Raw genomic sequence first — 16,458 nt, 5'->3', positions numbered from 1 at the left:
CGTCAGGCTCCCCGGCATCAGGCTCCACGGCGTCAGGTTCGACGGATCCGGCTGGCGGCGGGGCACTGTCATCCGGGGCTCTGGTCACCGGGGACTGTTCCGGCGGTGGACCTTCCGCCAGTGCGTTGGACCCGCCGTCCGCGGGGTCAGGACCCTGCTTTGTATCCGACACCACGGACCGTCAAGACAACTTCGGGGGCTTCCGGGTCGCGTTCGATCTTCGACCTCAGCCGCTGGACGTGGACGTTGACCAGCCGCGTGTCGGCGGCGTGGCGGTAGCCCCAGACCTGTTCCAGGAGGAGCTCCCGGGTGAAGACCTGCCAGGGCTTGCGCGCCAGGGCCACCAGCAGGTCGAACTCCAGCGGAGTCAGCGAGATCCGCTCCGTACCGCGGCTGACGAGGTGGCCGGCGACATCGATCGTGACGTCCGCAATGCGCAGGGTTTCCGGTGCCTTTTGATCTCCCGGGCGCAGGCGGGCCCGGACGCGGGCCACGAGCTCGGCGGGTTTGAAGGGCTTCGGCACGTAATCATCGGCGCCGGATTCCAGCCCGCGGACGACGTCGGACGTGTCGGACTTGGCGGTCAGCATGACGATCGGCACGTCGGATTCTGCGCGGATCTGGCGGCAGACTTCGATGCCGTCGATGCCGGGAAGCATCAGGTCGAGCAGCACGAGATCCGGCTTCGAGGAACGAAAAACGTCCAAGGCCTGCCCGCCGTCAGCGCAGAAGACGGGTTCGAACCCGTCGTTGCGCAGCACAATACCGATCATCTCGGCGAGCGCCTCGTCATCGTCCACTACCAGAATGCGTGCCTTCATAGTTATATATTCCCCTATTGACTTGGCTTTGTCGTATCGGGCGCTTCCCCGGCATGGCGTGAGCCTCCCCTGGCGCGCGGCGAACGCGCCGCCTGTGACATTCGGCGCCTTGTCCTGCATGCTGTGGACAAGGCACCCGTCCGGCCCCGACGTCCGGACTGACGAGGAGGATCCCGTGAGCACCCCTATCTATGAGCTGGCCCTCGGTAGCGATTTTGCCCGGCTGCAGCCGGAACTGCAGGACTACTTCGCGCTCGCCCCGGGCTCGGGCCACTTCGGCGTGGGCGAGGGCGTGTTCGACGTCGTCGGCTGCAGGCAGCCGTGGCTGCGCCCGCTGCTGCGGCTCGCGGGCAGCGAGCAGGCCTTCTTCCCCGAATACGGCGAGGGCATCCCGTTCCGGATCGAGAACCACGCGCATCTGGATCCGTTTGGCCGTTCCAGCTTGACGGCCCGGCGGGAAATTTTCTTCCCCGGCACCACCCGGCTCTTCCACGACACGACGAGTTTCGATGATTCCGGCAGCCTGCCCGGACTGCTCGACTATGTCGGCCGGTACCGCCGGCTCGTCACGGACCTGAACCTTAGCGTCACCCCCGGCGGCAGGCTGCGCGGTGTCTCGGAGGCGTCCCGGCTCTTCCTGGGGCCGCTGCGGATTCCCTTGCCGGACGCCCTCGATGCCAAGGCCTACGCCGAGCAGTGGTGGGACCCTGCCCAGGGCCCGGAGGGCAAGCACCGGATCCAGGTCAAGGTCATCCAGCCGCAGCTCGGCCTGGTCCTGGTCTACGCCGGCCACTTCGACTACCGCCTCCAGCCCTACCCCGAAGGCATCACCGCCCCCGGATACCTGCCGGGGTACGCACGTCCGGACCGCTGGGAGCGCCGCGTCTGACGCCTAGCCGAGGGCGAGCTGGTTGAGCCCGTCGGCGAGCTGCGCCAGCCGGGTGAGCACGGCCGTCGCCGACGACGGCGAATGCCTTTCCAGGCCCTCCGAAGGCGTAACCCGCAGGGCACCCAAGGTGGAAGCCGGCAGGCCCAGCTGGCGCCAGGGCCGCCAGACGGTCTCGACGACGTCGGCGACGCGGGGCAGCTCCGCGCCGGGCCGTGACACGTCCAGGGCGCCGGCCCAGAGCCGTTTTCCATTTTCCACGGCCCCGGCAAGCTGTTCCCACTGGCGGGAGGTCAGGGCACGGAGCGGCACGGCGATCCCGTCAGCGCCGGCGGCGAGGATGCGCTCAAAGGGCGCCTCGACCTCCGGGACCGCTATGACGACCTCGTCGGCGCCGGCTTCCCTCAGCGCGTCGATGACCAGCCGCCAGGAATCGGCGGCTTCCTGGCCGGGAACCGAGCGCAGGGTCCGGTAGCCGCTGGAGGTGGGGATGGTGCCGGCCAGCACGGACGCGATCTCCGGCTCGTCGATCTGCACCAGAATGCGGGCACCGGGGGCCGCAGCGGACACCCGGCTGAGGTAGCTGCCGGCTCCGGCCGCCAGGGAGGCCGCGAGGTCCCGCCGGGCGCCGTAGTCGATCAGCGCGCGCTCACCGTTGTGAAGGTGCAGTCCGGCGGCGAGGCTGAGCGGGCCGCGCAGCTGGACCTTGAGATCCGTGGCCGAGGTGTCCTCGACGCCGATCACGTCGGCCAGGATGTTGATGTCGGTGGCGAGCGCCGAGCGCGCCCGCTTGAGGTCTTTGCCCGGCCGGTCCACGATCCGCCAGCCATAGGGCTGTACATCCACCGACAGGTCCACCAGCAGGGAAGCTGTCCGGCCCAGGGCATCTGACCCGACGCCGCGGTCGGGCAGCTCGGCAAGGAACGGAACGTGCGGGCTGCCGAGTTCGCCGCGGATGATCCGTGCGGCCTCGACCGGGTCTTCGCCGGGCCAGGTGCCAAGGGCGGTGGCCGTGACCTCACCGGGCTGCGCACGCGCGTGGCCGGCCATGGCTAGGCGCCTGCCGGGACGGCTGGGTCCGCGGAGCCGTGCGCCGGGGAACCGGCGTCGCGGGCGTTGGACGCCTGGGCTGCGGCCGCGTGGTCTTCGGCGATGGCCTCGTGGTGGCGGATGACCTCTCCGATGATGAAGTTCAGGAATTTCTCCGCGAAGGCAGGGTCCAGGTGCGCCTCGGCGGCGAGCCGGCGCAGACGTGCGATCTGGGCGGTTTCCCGGCCGGGGTCGCCGGCGGGAAGCTTGTGGTCGGCCTTGAGGAATCCGACCTTCTGGGTCGCCTTGAAGCGCTCGGCGAGGAGGTACACAAGGGTGGCATCGATGTTGTCGATGCTGGAGCGGATCGACAACAGCTCCGCCATCACCGCCGGATCGACCTGACCGGCCAGCGAACTGGCCCCGGGGTCATACGAGTCGGCGTCGGGAGGGGTCTGGTTCTGCTCGGTCATTGACCCAGTCTAGGGGCACGGTGGCTCATCGCTCCTGCTGTTAAGCGGCGCCGGGAGTGCCTCCGCACCGCCCCGTTCCTGCGCGCCGTCCTGTCCGCAGCTCCAAGGGACATGCCCACCGTTCGCGTTGAACGGTGGGCATGTCCTTCCGGCGTGCGACAAAACCGGGCTAGCTGTGGAGCACCTCGCGGAAGGCCTCCCGGCGCCGGGCCTGTTCGTCCGGATCCGGGACCGGCAGGGACGCGATGAGCTTCTTCGTGTAGGCGTGCTGCGGGTTGCCCATCACCTGGTTGCCCATACCCTGTTCCACCATCTTGCCCTTATAAAGCACTCCGACCCAGGGGGAAAGGATGTCCACCACGGCGAGGTCATGGCTGATGAACAGAGCGGCGAACCCGAACTCCCGCTGGATCTCCTTGAAGAGCTCCAGCACCACGGCCTGCACGGAAACATCCAGCGCCGACGTCGGCTCATCGGCGATGAGCAGCTTCGGGTTCAGGATCAGCGCCCGCGCCAGGGAGGCGCGCTGCCGCTGGCCGCCGGAGAGTTCGTGCGGGAACCTGTCAGCGTACGACGCCGGCAGCTGCACTGACTCGAGCAGCTCGCCCACGCGCTTGCGTGCCTCGGCCGGGGTCGGGTTGCCGTGGATGATAAGCGGCTCGGCGACACAGTCGCCGATGGTCAGCTGCGGGTTGAAGGATGCTGCCGGGTCCTGGAAAACGAAGCCGATATCCTTGCGGAGCGGTTTGAAGGTGCGCTCCTTGAAATTCAGCATTTCGTAGCCCAGTACCTTGAGGCTGCCGCCCGTGGTCCGGTTGAGGCCGGCGATTGCCCGGCCGATGGTGGTCTTGCCGGAACCCGACTCCCCCACGAGACCAAAGACTTCCCCTTCGGAAACCGTGAAACTGACGCCATCGACCGCTTTGAAGGCCGGAGTGCCCAGCCTTCCCGGATACTCGATGGTCAGGTTCTTGGCCTCGACCAGTACTTTTCCGCCCTGATGGGCGCGTTCGGTCATGCCTTCGGACGCAGAGTTCCGGCCCAGGTGCGGGACGGCGGCGAGGAGTTTCTTGGTGTATTCCTCCCGGGGCTGGGCGAACAGGACCCGTGACGGAGCTTCCTCCACGACGTCGCCCTGGTACATGACCACCACACGGTCGGCGAGGTCCGCCACAACGCCCATGTTGTGCGTGATCAGCACAATGGACGTCCCGTAGATGTCCCGCAGGTCCCGCAGCAGTTCCAGGATTTCGGCCTGGACGGTGACGTCCAGGGCGGTGGTCGGCTCGTCGGCCACGATCAGGCCCGGGTTCAGGGCCAGCGCGGCGGCAATGACGACGCGCTGCTTCTGGCCGCCGGAGAACTGGTGCGGATAGTAGTTGACCCGGGTTTCCGGGTCCGGGATGCCCACCTTGCCGAGTGCTTCGACGGCCCGCGCTTTGGCCTCTTTGGCCGAGATCTTCTTACCGCTGACGGCGTCGGCGTGCGCCCTGATGCCTTCGGCAATCTGCCAGCCCACGGTGAAGACGGGGTTGAGCGCCGTGGACGGTTCCTGGAACACCATAGCGACATCGCGGCCGCGGATCTGCTGCAGCTTGGCTGCGCTGACGCTGATGATGTTGTTTCCGTTGATCAGGACGGCGCCCTGGCTGGTGGCCGTTTCCGGCAGCAGCCCCAGGATGGTCTTGGCCGTCACCGTTTTGCCGGATCCCGATTCGCCCACGATGGCGACAACCTCGCCGGGATTGACCTCAAGGCTGACGTCCCTGACGGCGTACACGTCCCCGCCGTCGGTGGCGAACGTGACCTTGAGGTGGTCGATGTCCAGAACGGGGCCGGAGACGGGGCCCGGCCGGTCGATGTTCGTGGTCATAGCACTCTCGATTCTGCTTCAAGGGCGGCCTGCGCGCCGGCGGTGGAGTCCGGGCCTCCGGCCGGCGTCTTTCCGACGGACTTCCTGCGGCCCCTGAGCCGTGGATCGTTGAGATCGTTCATGCTCTCACCGACCAGGGTCAGCCCGAGGACTGTCAGGACGATCGCCGTACCGGGGTAGACGCCCGTCCACCAGATACCCGAGGAGGCGTCGGCTATGGCCTTATTAAGGTCGAAGCCCCACTCAGCGGCGGAGGTCGGTTCGATGCCGAACCCCAGGAACCCGAGTCCGGCCAGCGTCAGGATCGCCTCGGACGCATTCAACGTGAAAATCAGCGGCAGCGTACGGGTTGCATTCTTGAAAATGTGCCGGCCCATGATGCGGATGCTGGAGGCACCCACCACCTTGGCTGATTCGACGTACGGTTCTGCCTTCAGCCGGATGGTTTCGGCACGGATCACCCGGAAGTACTGCGGGACGAACACCACCGAGATGGAGACGGAGCAGGCAACGATGCCGCCCCAGAAACTGGACTGGCCGCGGTTGATGACGATTGACATCACGATGGCCAGCAGGAGCGACGGGAAGGCGTAGATCGCATCGGCGATCACCACGAGTACCCGGTCCAGCCAGCCGCCGAAGTAGCCGCTCAGCAGCCCGAGTGCGACGCCGAGGAAGATCGACATCACCACGGCGACGACGATCACCACAAACGCTGTCTGGGCACCCCAGAGCACGCGCGAATAGACGTCGTAACCGCCCACCGTGGTGCCCCAGATATGGGCTGCGCTGGGGGGCTGCTGCGCCGGGAAGGTCCCCGACGCGTCGCTGAGCTGGGCAAAGCCGTAGGGGGCGATGACCGGGGCGAAGGCCGCCGTCAGCAGGAAGACGACGGTCAGCACGAGTCCGGTGACGAGCATGCCGCGCTGCAGCCCGACGCTCGTCCGGAAATGCGAAATCACCGGCAGCCGGTAGATGAAGGGCTGCTTGCGCCCGCTTTCTGTGGTTGCAGTCATGGCTAGTACCTCACTCGCGGGTCGATCAGGGCTGCGGCGACGTCCACGATGAAGTTCGTGATGGCCACGATGACTGCCAGCAGCACGACGATGCCCTGGACGGCGACAAAGTCGCGTGCATTCAGGTATTGCACCATCTGGTAGCCGAGTCCCTTCCACTCGAACGTGGACTCGGTGAGGACGGCACCGCCAAGCAGCAGCGCAATCTGGAGCCCCATGACCGTGATGATCGGGATGAGGGCAGGCTTGTAGGCATGCTTGGTCACGAGCCGGAAATTGCTGACGCCGCGGGACCTGCCGGCCTCGACGTAGTCCTTGCCCAACGTGCCGATGACGTTCGTTCGGACCAGCCGGAGGAACACGCCTGCCGTCAGCAGGCCCAGGGTGACGGCCGGCAGGACCGAGTGGGATGCGATGTCGCCGAACGCGGCCATGTTGCCGCTGCGCAGCGCATCGAGCCAGTAGATCCCGGTGGGGGACGCCAGGCCTCCCATGGCCAGTTCGGTCCTGGTGGAGGCCCGTCCTGCGACGGGGAACCAGCCAAGCCAGACCGAGAACGTCAGCTTCATCAACAGGCCGGCGAAGAACACCGGCGTGGCGTAGCAGAGGATGGCGAAGAACCGCAGGACGGCGTCGGGCGCCTTGTCGCGCTTGTAGGCGGCGATAAGACCCAGCGGGATGCCGACCAGGAGCGCCACGATGAGGGCGTTGATCGCCAGTTCCAGGGTTGCCGCGCCGAACGTTGCGAGCATTTCGACGACGGGCCGGCGGTCGGTGATGGTGGTGCCGAAGTTGCCGGTTGCCACCTGGCCAAGGTATTCGAGGTACTGCACGATGATCGGCCGGTCATACCCGGCGTCGCGGATGCGCTGCGCCAGCGCCTCTGGCGGAAGCCTGCCGCCCTGGGCGGCGGTGATGGGGTCCCCGATGACCCGCATCAGGAAGAAGACCATAGTGACCAGGATGAATATGGTCGGAATGATCAGGAGGAACCGGATCAGGAGGTACGTCCCCAGCCCTCCTCCTGAGGATTTTTTCTTCGACGGAAGGAGTCCGTCGGCGTCGCTGGGCGGCGCCTCAATCAGTGTTGTCATGGGTACCTAAAATTCTATTTCGCGGCCGTGGCCGGCCCCGTGAACTGCAGGGTGCGGCAATGACCAGGAAAGGCGGGGCGCCTCGCGGGCGCCCCGCCTCCCATGCTGGTCAGAACTGCAGGGATGCAGCCTTACTTGGAGACAGTTCCCAAACGGAACTTGAAGGAAGCATCGAGGGTGGTGTCGACACCCTTGACGCCGCTGCCGGAAACGGCAACCTGTGCGCCCTGGAGCAGCGGAAGCGTGGAGATGTCCTTGGCGAGGGCATTCTGGGCATCCTCGATCGCGGACTCGCGTGCGCTCTTATCCACGGTGGTGAGCTGCTTGTTGATCAGGTCATTGACCGTGGGGTTGTTGTAGTGGTTCTTCAGGAAGCCGCCCTCCGGGAAGAACGGGGTGAGGTAATTGTCGGGGTCGCTGAAGTCAGGGAACCAGCCGAACTGGAACTCGGGGTACTCGTCCGCCCTGCTGGCCTTGCTGTACGTGACCCATTCCGTGGACTGCAGGTTGACCTTGAACAGGCCGGACTTCTCCAGCTGGTCCTTGATCATGGCGTATTCGTCACCCGAGGACTTACCGTAGTGGTCCGGGTTGTACTGCAGGTTCAGGGACACCGGGGTGGTCACGCCGGCATCGGTCATGACCTTTTTGGCCTTGTCCAGGCTGGGCTTGCCGCCGTCGCCATAGGCTTCCTTGAACGATTCGTTGGCGCCAAGGAATCCGCTGGGAACGTTGGAGTACAGGGGCAGGTAGGTGCCCTTGTAGACCTGGTCCGCGACCGCCTGGCGGTCCACGAGGTTGGCGATGCCCTGGCGGACGGCGAGCGCCTTGGCCGGATCCGCATCTGCGGCCTTTGTGCCGTACGCCATGGTGTCAAAGTTGAACGTGATGTAGCGGATTTCGCCGCCGGGCCCGACGTTCACCTTGACCTTGGAATCCTTTTTGAGGTCATCGATGTCCGTGGCGCTGAAGCTGCGGTTGGCCACGTCGATGTTGCCCTGCTGGATGTCCAGCTTCATGTTGGTGGGGTCCGCGTAGTACTTGATCGTGGCGGCGTCGTTGGCCGGCTTGCCCAGCGCACCCTTGTAGTCGGGCCAGGCCTTGAAACTGATCAGCTCGTTCTTCTTGTACGTTTCGATCGTGTACTGGCCGTAGAAGGCCTTTGCCTTGGCGATCGAGTCGTCGTCGAGCAGTTTGTCGGCCGGGAAGACCTCGTCGTCCACGATCGGCGCGGCAGGGCTGCTGAGGATCTGGGCGAAGGTCTGATCATTGGCCAGCTTCAGCTTGAACACGACGGTGTTCGCATCGGGGGCAGTGACGCTGTCAACGTTGGCCAGCAGGCTGGCGGGGCCGGCGGGATCGTTGATCTTCGTCTGCCGGTCAAAGGAGAACTTGACGTCCTTGGAGTCCAAGGTGTGGCCGTTGGCGAACTTCAGTCCGGGCTTGAGCTTGACCGTGTATTCGGTGGGCGTCGTGAAGGAGCTGGACTCGGCCAGGTCCGGCACGGGATCGGCGCTGCCCGGCTTCGAGTTGAGCAGGAAGGAGTAGATCTGGTTCATCACCATGAAGGAGCCGTTGTCGTACGCGCCGGCGGGATCCAGGGCCGTGACCTTGTCCGTGGTGCCGTAGGCGATGGGGCCCGTGGCCGCAGCCGATGACCCGCCACCGCCACCGGACGGCCCGGTGCACGCGGTCAGCGCAAAGGCGGATACCCCGACGAGCGCGATGGCGCTCTGGAGGGCTTTCTTATTAATTGCCATCTGTGAACTTTCTGTTCGATGAGTACTGGGGCGCCACCCGGACATGATTTTGGTCACGACTCGGCGGGCAGCACACTGTCCTGATCCCTTGATTCAACCAGAACACCTCATGGTGAATCGTTACATCTAGTGAGATGAGACACAATATTTACACGAACAGGCCGATCGCAGCGCAATCTTCAGGTTTCGCCCCGGGAATCCGGCAGGGCGGCCGGTGGCCGCCCTGCCCCCTAGAGGGCTGCGCGCTGCAGCGAACGGGCCGCGTCGATGGTGGCCTGCCCCAGGACGCGGCTGCCCTGGTAGAGCACCACCGTCTGGCCTGGTGCCACGCCCCGCAGCGGCTCCGTCAGCGTCACCACAAGGTTCCCGTGTTCGCCGGCGCCGGTCGGAACACCGGAGCGCTCGATGCGCGCCGTGGCGGGCACGGGATCGCCATGGGCGCGGACCTGGGCGTAGCAATCGAATTCCCCGCCGGTGTGCACCTCGGCGATCGGCAGCCCGGCCCAGGAGACCTTGATGCCGCGGATCTCGTCGATGGCCAGGAGGGCCTCGGGCCCCACCACCACCTTGTTTTCCTTCGGCCGGATCTCAAGCACGAAGCGCGGCTTGCCGTCGGCGGCGGGCGTGCCCAGCTTCAAGCCGCGGCGCTGGCCGACGGTGAACGCGTTGGCGCCCGGGTGCTCGCCGACCTTTGCGCCGGCCTCGTCCACGATGTCGCCGGTGGTCATCTCGATCTTCTCCGCCAGCCAGCCGGCCGTGTCGCCGTCGGGGATGAAGCAGATGTCGTGGCTGTCCGGCTTGTTGGCCACGGAGAGCCCCCGGCGCTCGGCTTCGGCGCGGACCTCGGCCTTGGACGGCGTGTCCGCAAGCGGGAACATCGAGTGCTTCAGCTGTTCGTGCGTGAGGACGCCGAGCACGTAGCTCTGGTCCTTGGCCCAGTCCGCGGCGCGGTGCAGTTCGGGGTTGCCGTCGGCGTCGGTGATCACCTTGGCGTAGTGGCCGGTGCAGACGGCGTCGAACCCCAGGGCGATCGCCTTCTCCAGCAGGGCGGCGAACTTAATGCGTTCATTGCAGCGCATGCACGGGTTGGGCGTGCGGCCGGCGGCATATTCGTCGATGAAGTCCTGGACGACGTCCTCCTTGAACCGCTCGGAGAAGTCCCAGACGTAGTAGGGGATGCCGAGCACGTCGCAGGCGCGCCAGGCATCGCGGGAGTCCTCGATCGTGCAGCAGCCGCGGCTGCCGGTGCGCAGAGTGCCGGGCATCCGGGACAGCGCCAGGTGGACGCCGACGACGTCGTGCCCCGCTTCGACGGCGCGGGCGGCGGCAACGGCGGAATCAACGCCGCCGCTCATGGCTGCTAGAACTCGCATACTGGCTTTCTTTTGGGGTTCGGGGGCGCAGGAATAACACAAGGCCTGCCGCGCTATTCTATCGCCACGCCGATTCCTCCCCCAAAATCCCTTGACTGCGCCCCGCGGCGCTTCTAACGTCAGGATTACCGGTTTTAGAAGAGAAGCAGGCACACGCAGGAGGCGGGCGGACATGGCTGTTGAGGGCATCGTCATCGTGGGCGGCGGGCTGGCCGGCGCCACCGCCGCCAAGACCCTGCGCGGGGAGGGCTTCACCGGACCGGTGACCCTGATCGCGGAAGAGAGCCACCACCCGTACCTGCGCCCGCCGCTGTCCAAGGACTACCTGCTGGGCAAGGCCGGGGACGAGACCCTGCCGGTGGTACCGGAGGGCTGGTACCGGGAGAACGGCGTCGAACTGCGGCGGGGCACTCCGGCCGCGGAAATCGACGCGGAGGCCCGCTCCGTAACCCTCCGCGACGGCACCCGGCTGGAATATGCCTCGCTGCTGCTGGCCACCGGCGCCCGCCCGAGGACATTACCCGTACCCGGCAGCGGGCTCGGCGGGGTCAGCACTTTCAGGACGCTCGGGGACAGCCGCCGCCTGCGCAAGAGCCTCTCCGCCGGCGGCCTCAACGTGGTGATGATCGGCTCGGGCTGGATCGGGATGGAGCTCGCTGCCGCCGCGAGCGCCTACGGAAATACTGTCACCCTCCTGGGCCTCGAGGAGGTGCCGTTGGCAGCCGCGATCGGACCGGAACTCGGAGGCTTCTTCCGCTCCCTGCACGAATCCAAGGGCATCGGCTTCCGGCTCCCCGCCTCGGCCGCCGAAATCACCGGCCACGCGGGCCGCGTCACCGGTGTGGTGACCAACTCGGGCGAGATCCTGCCGGCGGACGTGGTGGTGGTGGCCGTGGGCGTGGTCCCGGAGGTGTCACTCGCCGAAGCGGCAGGCATCACACTGCAGAACGGCATCCTCACGGATGCCTCGCTGCGGACCTCTGTCCCCGGGATCTTCGCGGCCGGCGACGTCGCCAACGCCCTGCACCCCTTCACCGGGCAGCACCACCGCAGCGAGCACTGGTCCAACGCCCTTAACGCCGGCAAGGTCGCGGCCAGGTCCATGCTGGGCCAGGACGCGGCTCTGGACACCGTCCCCTACTTCTATACCGACCAGTTCGACGTCAGCATGGAGTACTCCGGATTCCCGTCGCTCGTCTCGGGACCACCTACGATCCGAGGCTCCCTGGCGGCGAGGGAATTCCTGGCCTTCTGGCAGCACGACGGAAAAGTAGTCGCGGGAATGAGCGTGAACTGGCCGCGGTCCGACAAGCCGCAGAAGGTCATCAAGGCACTCATCGCGTCGAGGTCGACGGTACCGCCGGAGGTCCTGGCAGACCCCGCCGTCCCCCTGGATCAGCTCTTGCCGGCGGCCTGACGGTCAGCCTGGCCCGCACGCTCGCCCGCACCCTGGCGCGCGAGGGTTCCGGCAGTCTGGATGGTGGATTCGTGTCCCGCCATACCGGCCTGCCGGGCGCGTGAGTAGGCGCCGGGCAAGGCGGCCAGCAGTGCGTCAACGTCTTTCCCGCTCGAGGAATGTCCCAGGCTGAACCGCTGGGCACCCCGGGCCGTGTCCTCGTCCAGGCCCATGGCCAGCAGGACGTGGGACGGCCGGGGCACGCCCGCCGTACAGGCCGACCCTGTGGACGATTCAACCCCCGCCAGGTCCAGCAGGAAAAGCAGCGAATCGCCCTCGCAGCCGGGGAAGGTGAAGTGCGCATTGCCCGGCAGCCGTCCGGCGCCGGGGGCACCGCGAAGCCGGGCCTCGGGCACCGCCGCCAGGACGCCGTCGATCATCCGGTCCCGGAGCGCCGCGATGCGCGCCGCTTCCTCCGGGAGTGTGGCGGTGACGGTTTCGGCCGCCGCGGCGAACGCGGCGATGGATGCCGTGTCCAGGGTCCCGGAGCGGACATCGCGTTCCTGTCCCCCGCCGTGCTGCACGGGAGTCAGTCTCACGGCGCGGCCCAGGAGGAGCGCGCCGACGCCAACGGGGCCGCCAATCTTGTGTCCGGAGATGGACATCGCGTCCAGTTCGATGCCGCGGAAGTTCACGGGCACGGACCCGAAGGCCTGCACGGCGTCGGAATGCACCGGGACGCCGGCTGCGTGCGCCAGCCGGACGATCTCGGCGACCGGCTGGACGCTTCCGACTTCGTTGTTGGCCCACATGACGGTGACCAGGGCGATCGACGCCGGATCGCGGGACAGTTCGGCGTCCAGCACCGCGAGGTCCACGACGCCGTCGGCGTCCACCGGCAGCCAGCAGACCTCGGCACCCTCGTGCCGCTCAAGCCACTCGACGGTGTCCAGAACGGCGTGGTGCTCGACGGCGGAGCACAGGACCCGCGTGCGGGCCGGGTCTTCGGCGCGCCGGGCCCAGTACAGGCCCTTGACCGCGAGGTTGTCCGCTTCGGTGCCGCCGGAGGTGAAGATGACTTCCGAGGGGTGTGCGCCGGCGGCGGCGGCCAGCATCTCGCGGGCATCCTCCACGGCGCGGCGCGCCCGCCTGCCGGAGCCGTGCAGCGAGGAGGGGTTGCCGGTCCGGGACAGTTCGCGCGTCAACGCGGCCAGGGCCTCCGGGGAGATAGTGGTCGTTGCGGCATGATCCAGATATACGGGCACAGGGCAATTCTACCCGCGGGCGGCGCCCGGGCTGGTGTACATTCAGGCGGTGAAAGCGCCCCTCTACCTTGTCCTGGCCACCGTGTTCTGGTCCGGTAATTTCGTCGTTGGCCAGGCCGCTGTCGCCTCGATGACCCCTCTGGACCTGACCTTCTGGCGCTGGATGCTCGCGGCCGTGCCGCTGCTGATCCTGGCCCAGGTCATCGAAAAGCCGGATTGGCGCGCGGTCCTGCGCAGATGGCCGGTGCTCCTGCTCCTGAGTGTGCTGGGCATGAGCGGCTACACGCTGCTGCTCTACGGCGCACTCGGGTACACCTCGGCGATGAACGCTTCCCTGATCACGGCGGCCAACCCGGCCCTGATCGTGCTCATGGCCATCGTGCTGTTGGGCGAGAGGACCACACGCCTTGGCTGGCTCGGCATCTGTCTTGGCCTGCTCGGCGTGCTCCTGGTGCTGACCACGGGCGATCTGGGGCGGATCTTCAGCCTCTCCATCAACACCGGCGAACTGCTGATGATCGGCGCCACCGTGGTCTGGGGCTTCTATACGATTATCGCCCGCAGGCTGGACGTTCCGCCGGTCGCTGCCACCGCCGTTCAGGTGGTCATCGCGGCGGTGATGCTGGCGCCGTTCGCCGTCGCCCTGAACGTGGAGTTTCCGGACACTCCGGCCGAAGGCTGGTCCCTGGCCTACATTGCGGTCTTCCCGTCCCTTGGCGCCTACCTCTTCTGGAACCTGGCGCTGAAGACCACCCCGCCCGGCACCGCCGGGAACTACCTCAACCTGATGGTCGTCTTCACGGCCGCCATCACTGTGGCCCTGGGCACGCCGCTCACGCTGGTGCAGGTAGTGGGCGGCCTCCTGGTGATCGCGGGGGTCCTGCTGACCGGGATCAAGGGGCAGGCGAAGCTCAAAGTGGCGTGACGTCAGGGCCTGATCCGGGCGCAGCATTGCGCCGGCTGGGCTGCGCCCTGAGCCCTGAGGCCTTCGATGTCGAGTGCCTGGACGCGGTCCGGGTCAATGCCGAAGCCCGCAGCGGCGCCGCCCAGGAAGGCGCCGTTCATGGCGCAGACCACCGCTGCATGGCCTTCGGCGATCCGGTGGAAGGGGCAGTTCAGGAGCACTAGGCCGCCCTCGCCGTCGCTCTCGGGGCGGTACCCCTCGGAGGTAAGGAACCCGGCGAAGCCGGCCCCGCCGGTCGCCGCCCCGCCGGTCGCCGCCCGGGCGGTTGCCTGCCCGCGTGCGCAGGCCGCCCGGACCAGCGCCTCCCGGGCGGAGCCGCCGGCCGCCGACTCTTCGATAGCGGAGACCATCAGCTCTGCGGCAAGATCGTAGTTGCGGTCCGGCACGGAGGCGGCCACTTCGTGGACCGCGGCCCGGTAAAGCTTGGCCGGCCGCCCCGAACCGGGCCCTCCCCTGCCCCCGAGCTTCCGGAACTCCACCACCAGCAGGCCGTCCTGCACCAGCCGGTCCAGCTGGAAGGAGGCTGTACTCCTCGGCAGGGCAAGGGCTGCGGCGGCGTCGTCCCGGCCGACGGCTTCCCCGGCGGAGGCCACGAAATCAAACAATCTCCGGCGGCTCTCATCGCCCAGTGAGGCGACGGCCGCAATCCTGCGGTTCCAGGGGGCTCGGATCATGGAATCAGCCTATCGCTTGGCCCAGACCACGATCGGGCCGGACCCACCACAGCTAAGAGCCACAGCCGGTTCAGGCCAGCCGCAGGGAACCATCCGTGCCGTCATGGTCGTTGTTCCCCTACCCGGTTAAACTGGCCATGCCGTCGTCCGGAAGGGACCGGTACGATCAAACCGGCACCTTCAACGCAAAGGACTCTTGCTTGACGCAGGGCAACAGCTCGCATTACCAGGTCCTCCGGATCCCAGTGACGGCGACGGAGAAGGAAATCAAGGTGGCCTACCGCAAGGCCGCCCGGAAGTCCCACCCAGACCACGGCGGCGACGCGGCCGCTTTCCGGCGGGTGACCCTGGCCTACGAAACCCTCATCGATGCCAAGCGCCGCGCGGACTACGACCGTTCCTATGGGTCCCGCGACTTCGGCGCCGGTCCGGCGGGAGCGGACGCGCACTTTGATGCCCCGGCGGCCGGAAGCCGCGCCTCGGCCACTGTCCGCCGCCCCAACACGCCCCGCAATTCCGCGTCAGATGCCGCCGTCTACGTTCCGTCCTTCGAGGAGGTGCTGCTGGCGGGCGGGGTCCCGCTGATCCCTGCGGAACTGGCACGCCGGCAGGTGCACGGGATGCCCCGCAAGCGCGGGATCTTCGGGGCCGAAGCGAGGATCCAGCGGGAACTGCGGACGGTGCAGCTGCTCAGCCGCCAGATCCTCCCCGACATCCCGGCGGCGCGGCTCATCAACGGCCTGCAGTCCCCGGCGGACAACAGCCACATCGACCATGTGCTGCTCTCCGGTTACCGGATGGCGGTCATCGGCTCGATGCTCCTGCCGCCGGGAGCCTACGCCTGGAACGGCGCCGCCCTGGTCCACGGCAGCCGCTCCATCGCGCCGCCCCAGCTGGCGCATGTGGTCCGCCGGATGCAGGACATCTTCCCGGAGCTCAACGTGACAGGCTGGACCGTGGTCCACAGCACGGACGGCAACCTGCACCAGCCGGTCATCGACCAGCACCGCCGCTCTCCCGGAAGCACCAGCCGGGACAGCACCAGCCACGGACTGGTCCAGGTGGTCAACGCCGCCGGCCTGGCCCGCGGGCTCAAGCAGTTCCTGAGCTCCGGCCCGACGCCAAACACGGTCAACGTCCCGGTGCTCGCCCGGCTGCTGCGCGGGATGCACTAGCAGCCTCGCTAGGATGGGAGCGTGTTCCGCATCCTCTTCCACGCCCCCGAAATTCCCGGCAATACCGGCAATGCGATCCGTCTGGCCGCCATCACCGGAGCCGAACTGCACCTGGTGGAGCCCCTCGGCTTTGATTTTTCCGACGCCAAGCTCCGGCGCGCCGGACTGGATTACCACGACCTCGCCGTCGTGACCGTCCACCCGGACATGGACGCGGCCTGGCAGGCACTCCGGCCGGACCGGGTCTTCGCCTTCACCTCCGACGGCGAAGCCTCCTACACGGAAATCAGCTACCGGCCCGGGGACGTGCTGCTGTTTGGCCGGGAGTCGGCGGGGCTGCCGGAGGAGCTCAAGCACGACCCCCACGTGACCTCGCGCGTGCGGCTGCCGATGCTGCCGGCGCTGCGCTCGCTGAACCTGGCCAACGCCGCGTCCATCGCCGTCTACGAGGCGTGGCGCCAGAACGGATTCGCCGGAGCCAAGCTGTAGCCGGCGCAACTTTATCCGCGGGCCGCCCATCCGGGTCTGTCCTTGCCCCGAATTACTTCTGAAGCCCGGTTCAACCACTGGGCGCAGACAACGGGGAAGGGAGCGAGGAGCGGCAGGTGAGAACAGCGCAAGCGGAGAGACGCCCGTACCAAAGGCTTACGGCCCACCAC

At 67.4% G+C, this 16,458-nt stretch carries 15 protein-coding genes; 5 read left to right on the top strand and 10 right to left on the bottom strand.

Features of this window, described 5'->3' with window-relative positions; translation table 11 throughout:
- Positions 1–146: 146 nt before the first annotated feature.
- A complete protein-coding gene (mtrA, locus tag BJG92_RS06890; RefSeq protein WP_232083285.1) occupies positions 147–821 on the bottom strand; it encodes an MtrAB system response regulator MtrA in 675 nt (224 codons plus the stop codon).
- Between the two features lie 175 nt (positions 822–996).
- Between mtrA and BJG92_RS06885 the strand changes: the two genes are divergently transcribed.
- Entirely contained in the window at positions 997–1,710 is a 714-nt protein-coding gene (locus BJG92_RS06885; protein WP_232083284.1) for a DUF4166 domain-containing protein, read from the top strand.
- 3 nt (positions 1,711–1,713) lie between these two features.
- Here BJG92_RS06885 and BJG92_RS06880 read toward each other — a convergent pair whose 3' ends face one another.
- The 7 genes from BJG92_RS06880 to mnmA all read right to left on the bottom strand — a co-directional run bounded on the left by BJG92_RS06880 (position 1,714) and on the right by mnmA (position 10,325).
- Positions 1,714–2,757 carry a hypothetical protein gene (locus BJG92_RS06880; RefSeq protein WP_232083283.1) on the bottom strand — a complete coding sequence of 348 codons (1,044 nt, stop codon included), beginning with the start codon at positions 2,755–2,757 and terminating at the stop codon, positions 1,714–1,716.
- A gap of 2 nt (positions 2,758–2,759) precedes the next feature.
- Positions 2,760–3,209, bottom strand: coding sequence for a chorismate mutase (locus BJG92_RS06875; protein ID WP_232083282.1), 450 nt, complete (start codon positions 3,207–3,209; stop codon positions 2,760–2,762).
- Between the two features lie 169 nt (positions 3,210–3,378).
- On the bottom strand, positions 3,379–5,082 hold the full coding sequence (locus tag BJG92_RS06870) for an ABC transporter ATP-binding protein (protein ID WP_232083281.1): 1,704 nt from the start codon (positions 5,080–5,082) through the stop codon (positions 3,379–3,381).
- Complete coding sequence (locus BJG92_RS06865; RefSeq protein WP_232083280.1) at positions 5,079–6,098, bottom strand: ABC transporter permease; 1,020 nt, start codon at positions 6,096–6,098, stop codon at positions 5,079–5,081. The genes BJG92_RS06870 and BJG92_RS06865 overlap by 4 nt, the downstream gene beginning before the upstream one ends.
- Positions 6,099–6,100: 2 nt before the next feature.
- A complete protein-coding gene (locus BJG92_RS06860; RefSeq protein ID WP_232083279.1) occupies positions 6,101–7,192 on the bottom strand; it encodes an ABC transporter permease in 1,092 nt (363 codons plus the stop codon).
- 131 nt (positions 7,193–7,323) lie between these two features.
- Entirely contained in the window at positions 7,324–8,952 is a 1,629-nt protein-coding gene (locus BJG92_RS06855; protein ID WP_232083278.1) for an ABC transporter substrate-binding protein, read from the bottom strand.
- Positions 8,953–9,182: 230 nt separating this feature from the next.
- On the bottom strand, positions 9,183–10,325 hold the full coding sequence (gene mnmA, locus BJG92_RS06850) for a tRNA 2-thiouridine(34) synthase MnmA (protein WP_232083277.1): 1,143 nt from the start codon (positions 10,323–10,325) through the stop codon (positions 9,183–9,185).
- A 172-nt stretch (positions 10,326–10,497) separates the two neighbouring features.
- Here mnmA and BJG92_RS06845 point away from each other — a divergent pair, with 172 nt between their 5' ends.
- Positions 10,498–11,742 (top strand): NAD(P)/FAD-dependent oxidoreductase, encoded by a 1,245-nt coding sequence (locus BJG92_RS06845; protein WP_232083276.1) that lies wholly within the window; start codon positions 10,498–10,500, stop codon positions 11,740–11,742.
- On the opposite strand, the gene BJG92_RS06840 is transcribed toward BJG92_RS06845, so the two are convergent.
- Positions 11,721–12,986 carry a cysteine desulfurase family protein gene (locus BJG92_RS06840; RefSeq protein ID WP_232083275.1) on the bottom strand — a complete coding sequence of 422 codons (1,266 nt, stop codon included), beginning with the start codon at positions 12,984–12,986 and terminating at the stop codon, positions 11,721–11,723. The two genes, BJG92_RS06845 and BJG92_RS06840, sit on opposite strands and share 22 nt — an antisense overlap.
- 49 nt (positions 12,987–13,035) lie before the next feature.
- Here BJG92_RS06840 and BJG92_RS06835 point away from each other — a divergent pair, with 49 nt between their 5' ends.
- Positions 13,036–13,911, top strand: a complete 876-nt coding sequence (locus tag BJG92_RS06835) for a DMT family transporter (RefSeq protein ID WP_232083274.1) — start codon at positions 13,036–13,038, stop codon at positions 13,909–13,911.
- A 2-nt stretch (positions 13,912–13,913) separates the two neighbouring features.
- On the opposite strand, the gene BJG92_RS06830 is transcribed toward BJG92_RS06835, so the two are convergent.
- Complete coding sequence (locus BJG92_RS06830) at positions 13,914–14,624, bottom strand: transcriptional regulator (RefSeq protein WP_232083273.1); 711 nt, start codon at positions 14,622–14,624, stop codon at positions 13,914–13,916.
- A 200-nt stretch (positions 14,625–14,824) separates the two neighbouring features.
- Between BJG92_RS06830 and BJG92_RS06825 the strand changes: the two genes are divergently transcribed.
- Positions 14,825–15,799, top strand: coding sequence for a J domain-containing protein (locus BJG92_RS06825; protein WP_232083272.1), 975 nt, complete (start codon positions 14,825–14,827; stop codon positions 15,797–15,799).
- A gap of 21 nt (positions 15,800–15,820) precedes the next feature.
- The gene (locus BJG92_RS06820; protein ID WP_232083271.1) at positions 15,821–16,288 is read left to right on the top strand and encodes a tRNA (cytidine(34)-2'-O)-methyltransferase; all 468 of its coding nucleotides are present in this window, start codon (positions 15,821–15,823) and stop codon (positions 16,286–16,288) included.
- Positions 16,289–16,458 lie beyond the last annotated feature (170 nt).

The organism is Arthrobacter sp. SO5 (assembly GCF_020532805.1).
In the GTDB taxonomy this organism is placed as follows: Bacteria; Actinomycetota; Actinomycetes; order Actinomycetales; family Micrococcaceae; genus Arthrobacter.
This window is presented reverse-complemented; position numbering and strand designations above follow the sequence as displayed.

Coding starts and splice junctions, on each gene's coding strand:
- mtrA (WP_232083285.1), bottom strand. CDS start 821: ATGAAGGCACGCATTCTGGTAGTGGACGATGACGAGGCGCTCGCCGAG.
- BJG92_RS06880 (WP_232083283.1), bottom strand. CDS start 2,757: ATGGCCGGCCACGCGCGTGCGCAGCCCGGTGAGGTCACGGCCACCGCC.
- BJG92_RS06875 (WP_232083282.1), bottom strand. CDS start 3,209: ATGACCGAGCAGAACCAGACCCCTCCCGACGCCGACTCGTATGACCCC.
- BJG92_RS06870 (WP_232083281.1), bottom strand. CDS start 5,082: ATGACCACGAACATCGACCGGCCGGGCCCCGTCTCCGGCCCCGTTCTG.
- BJG92_RS06865 (WP_232083280.1), bottom strand. CDS start 6,098: ATGACTGCAACCACAGAAAGCGGGCGCAAGCAGCCCTTCATCTACCGG.
- BJG92_RS06860 (WP_232083279.1), bottom strand. CDS start 7,192: ATGACAACACTGATTGAGGCGCCGCCCAGCGACGCCGACGGACTCCTT.
- BJG92_RS06855 (WP_232083278.1), bottom strand. CDS start 8,952: ATGGCAATTAATAAGAAAGCCCTCCAGAGCGCCATCGCGCTCGTCGGG.
- mnmA (WP_232083277.1), bottom strand. CDS start 10,325: ATGCGAGTTCTAGCAGCCATGAGCGGCGGCGTTGATTCCGCCGTTGCC.
- BJG92_RS06845 (WP_232083276.1), top strand. CDS start 10,498: ATGGCTGTTGAGGGCATCGTCATCGTGGGCGGCGGGCTGGCCGGCGCC.
- BJG92_RS06830 (WP_232083273.1), bottom strand. CDS start 14,624: ATGATCCGAGCCCCCTGGAACCGCAGGATTGCGGCCGTCGCCTCACTG.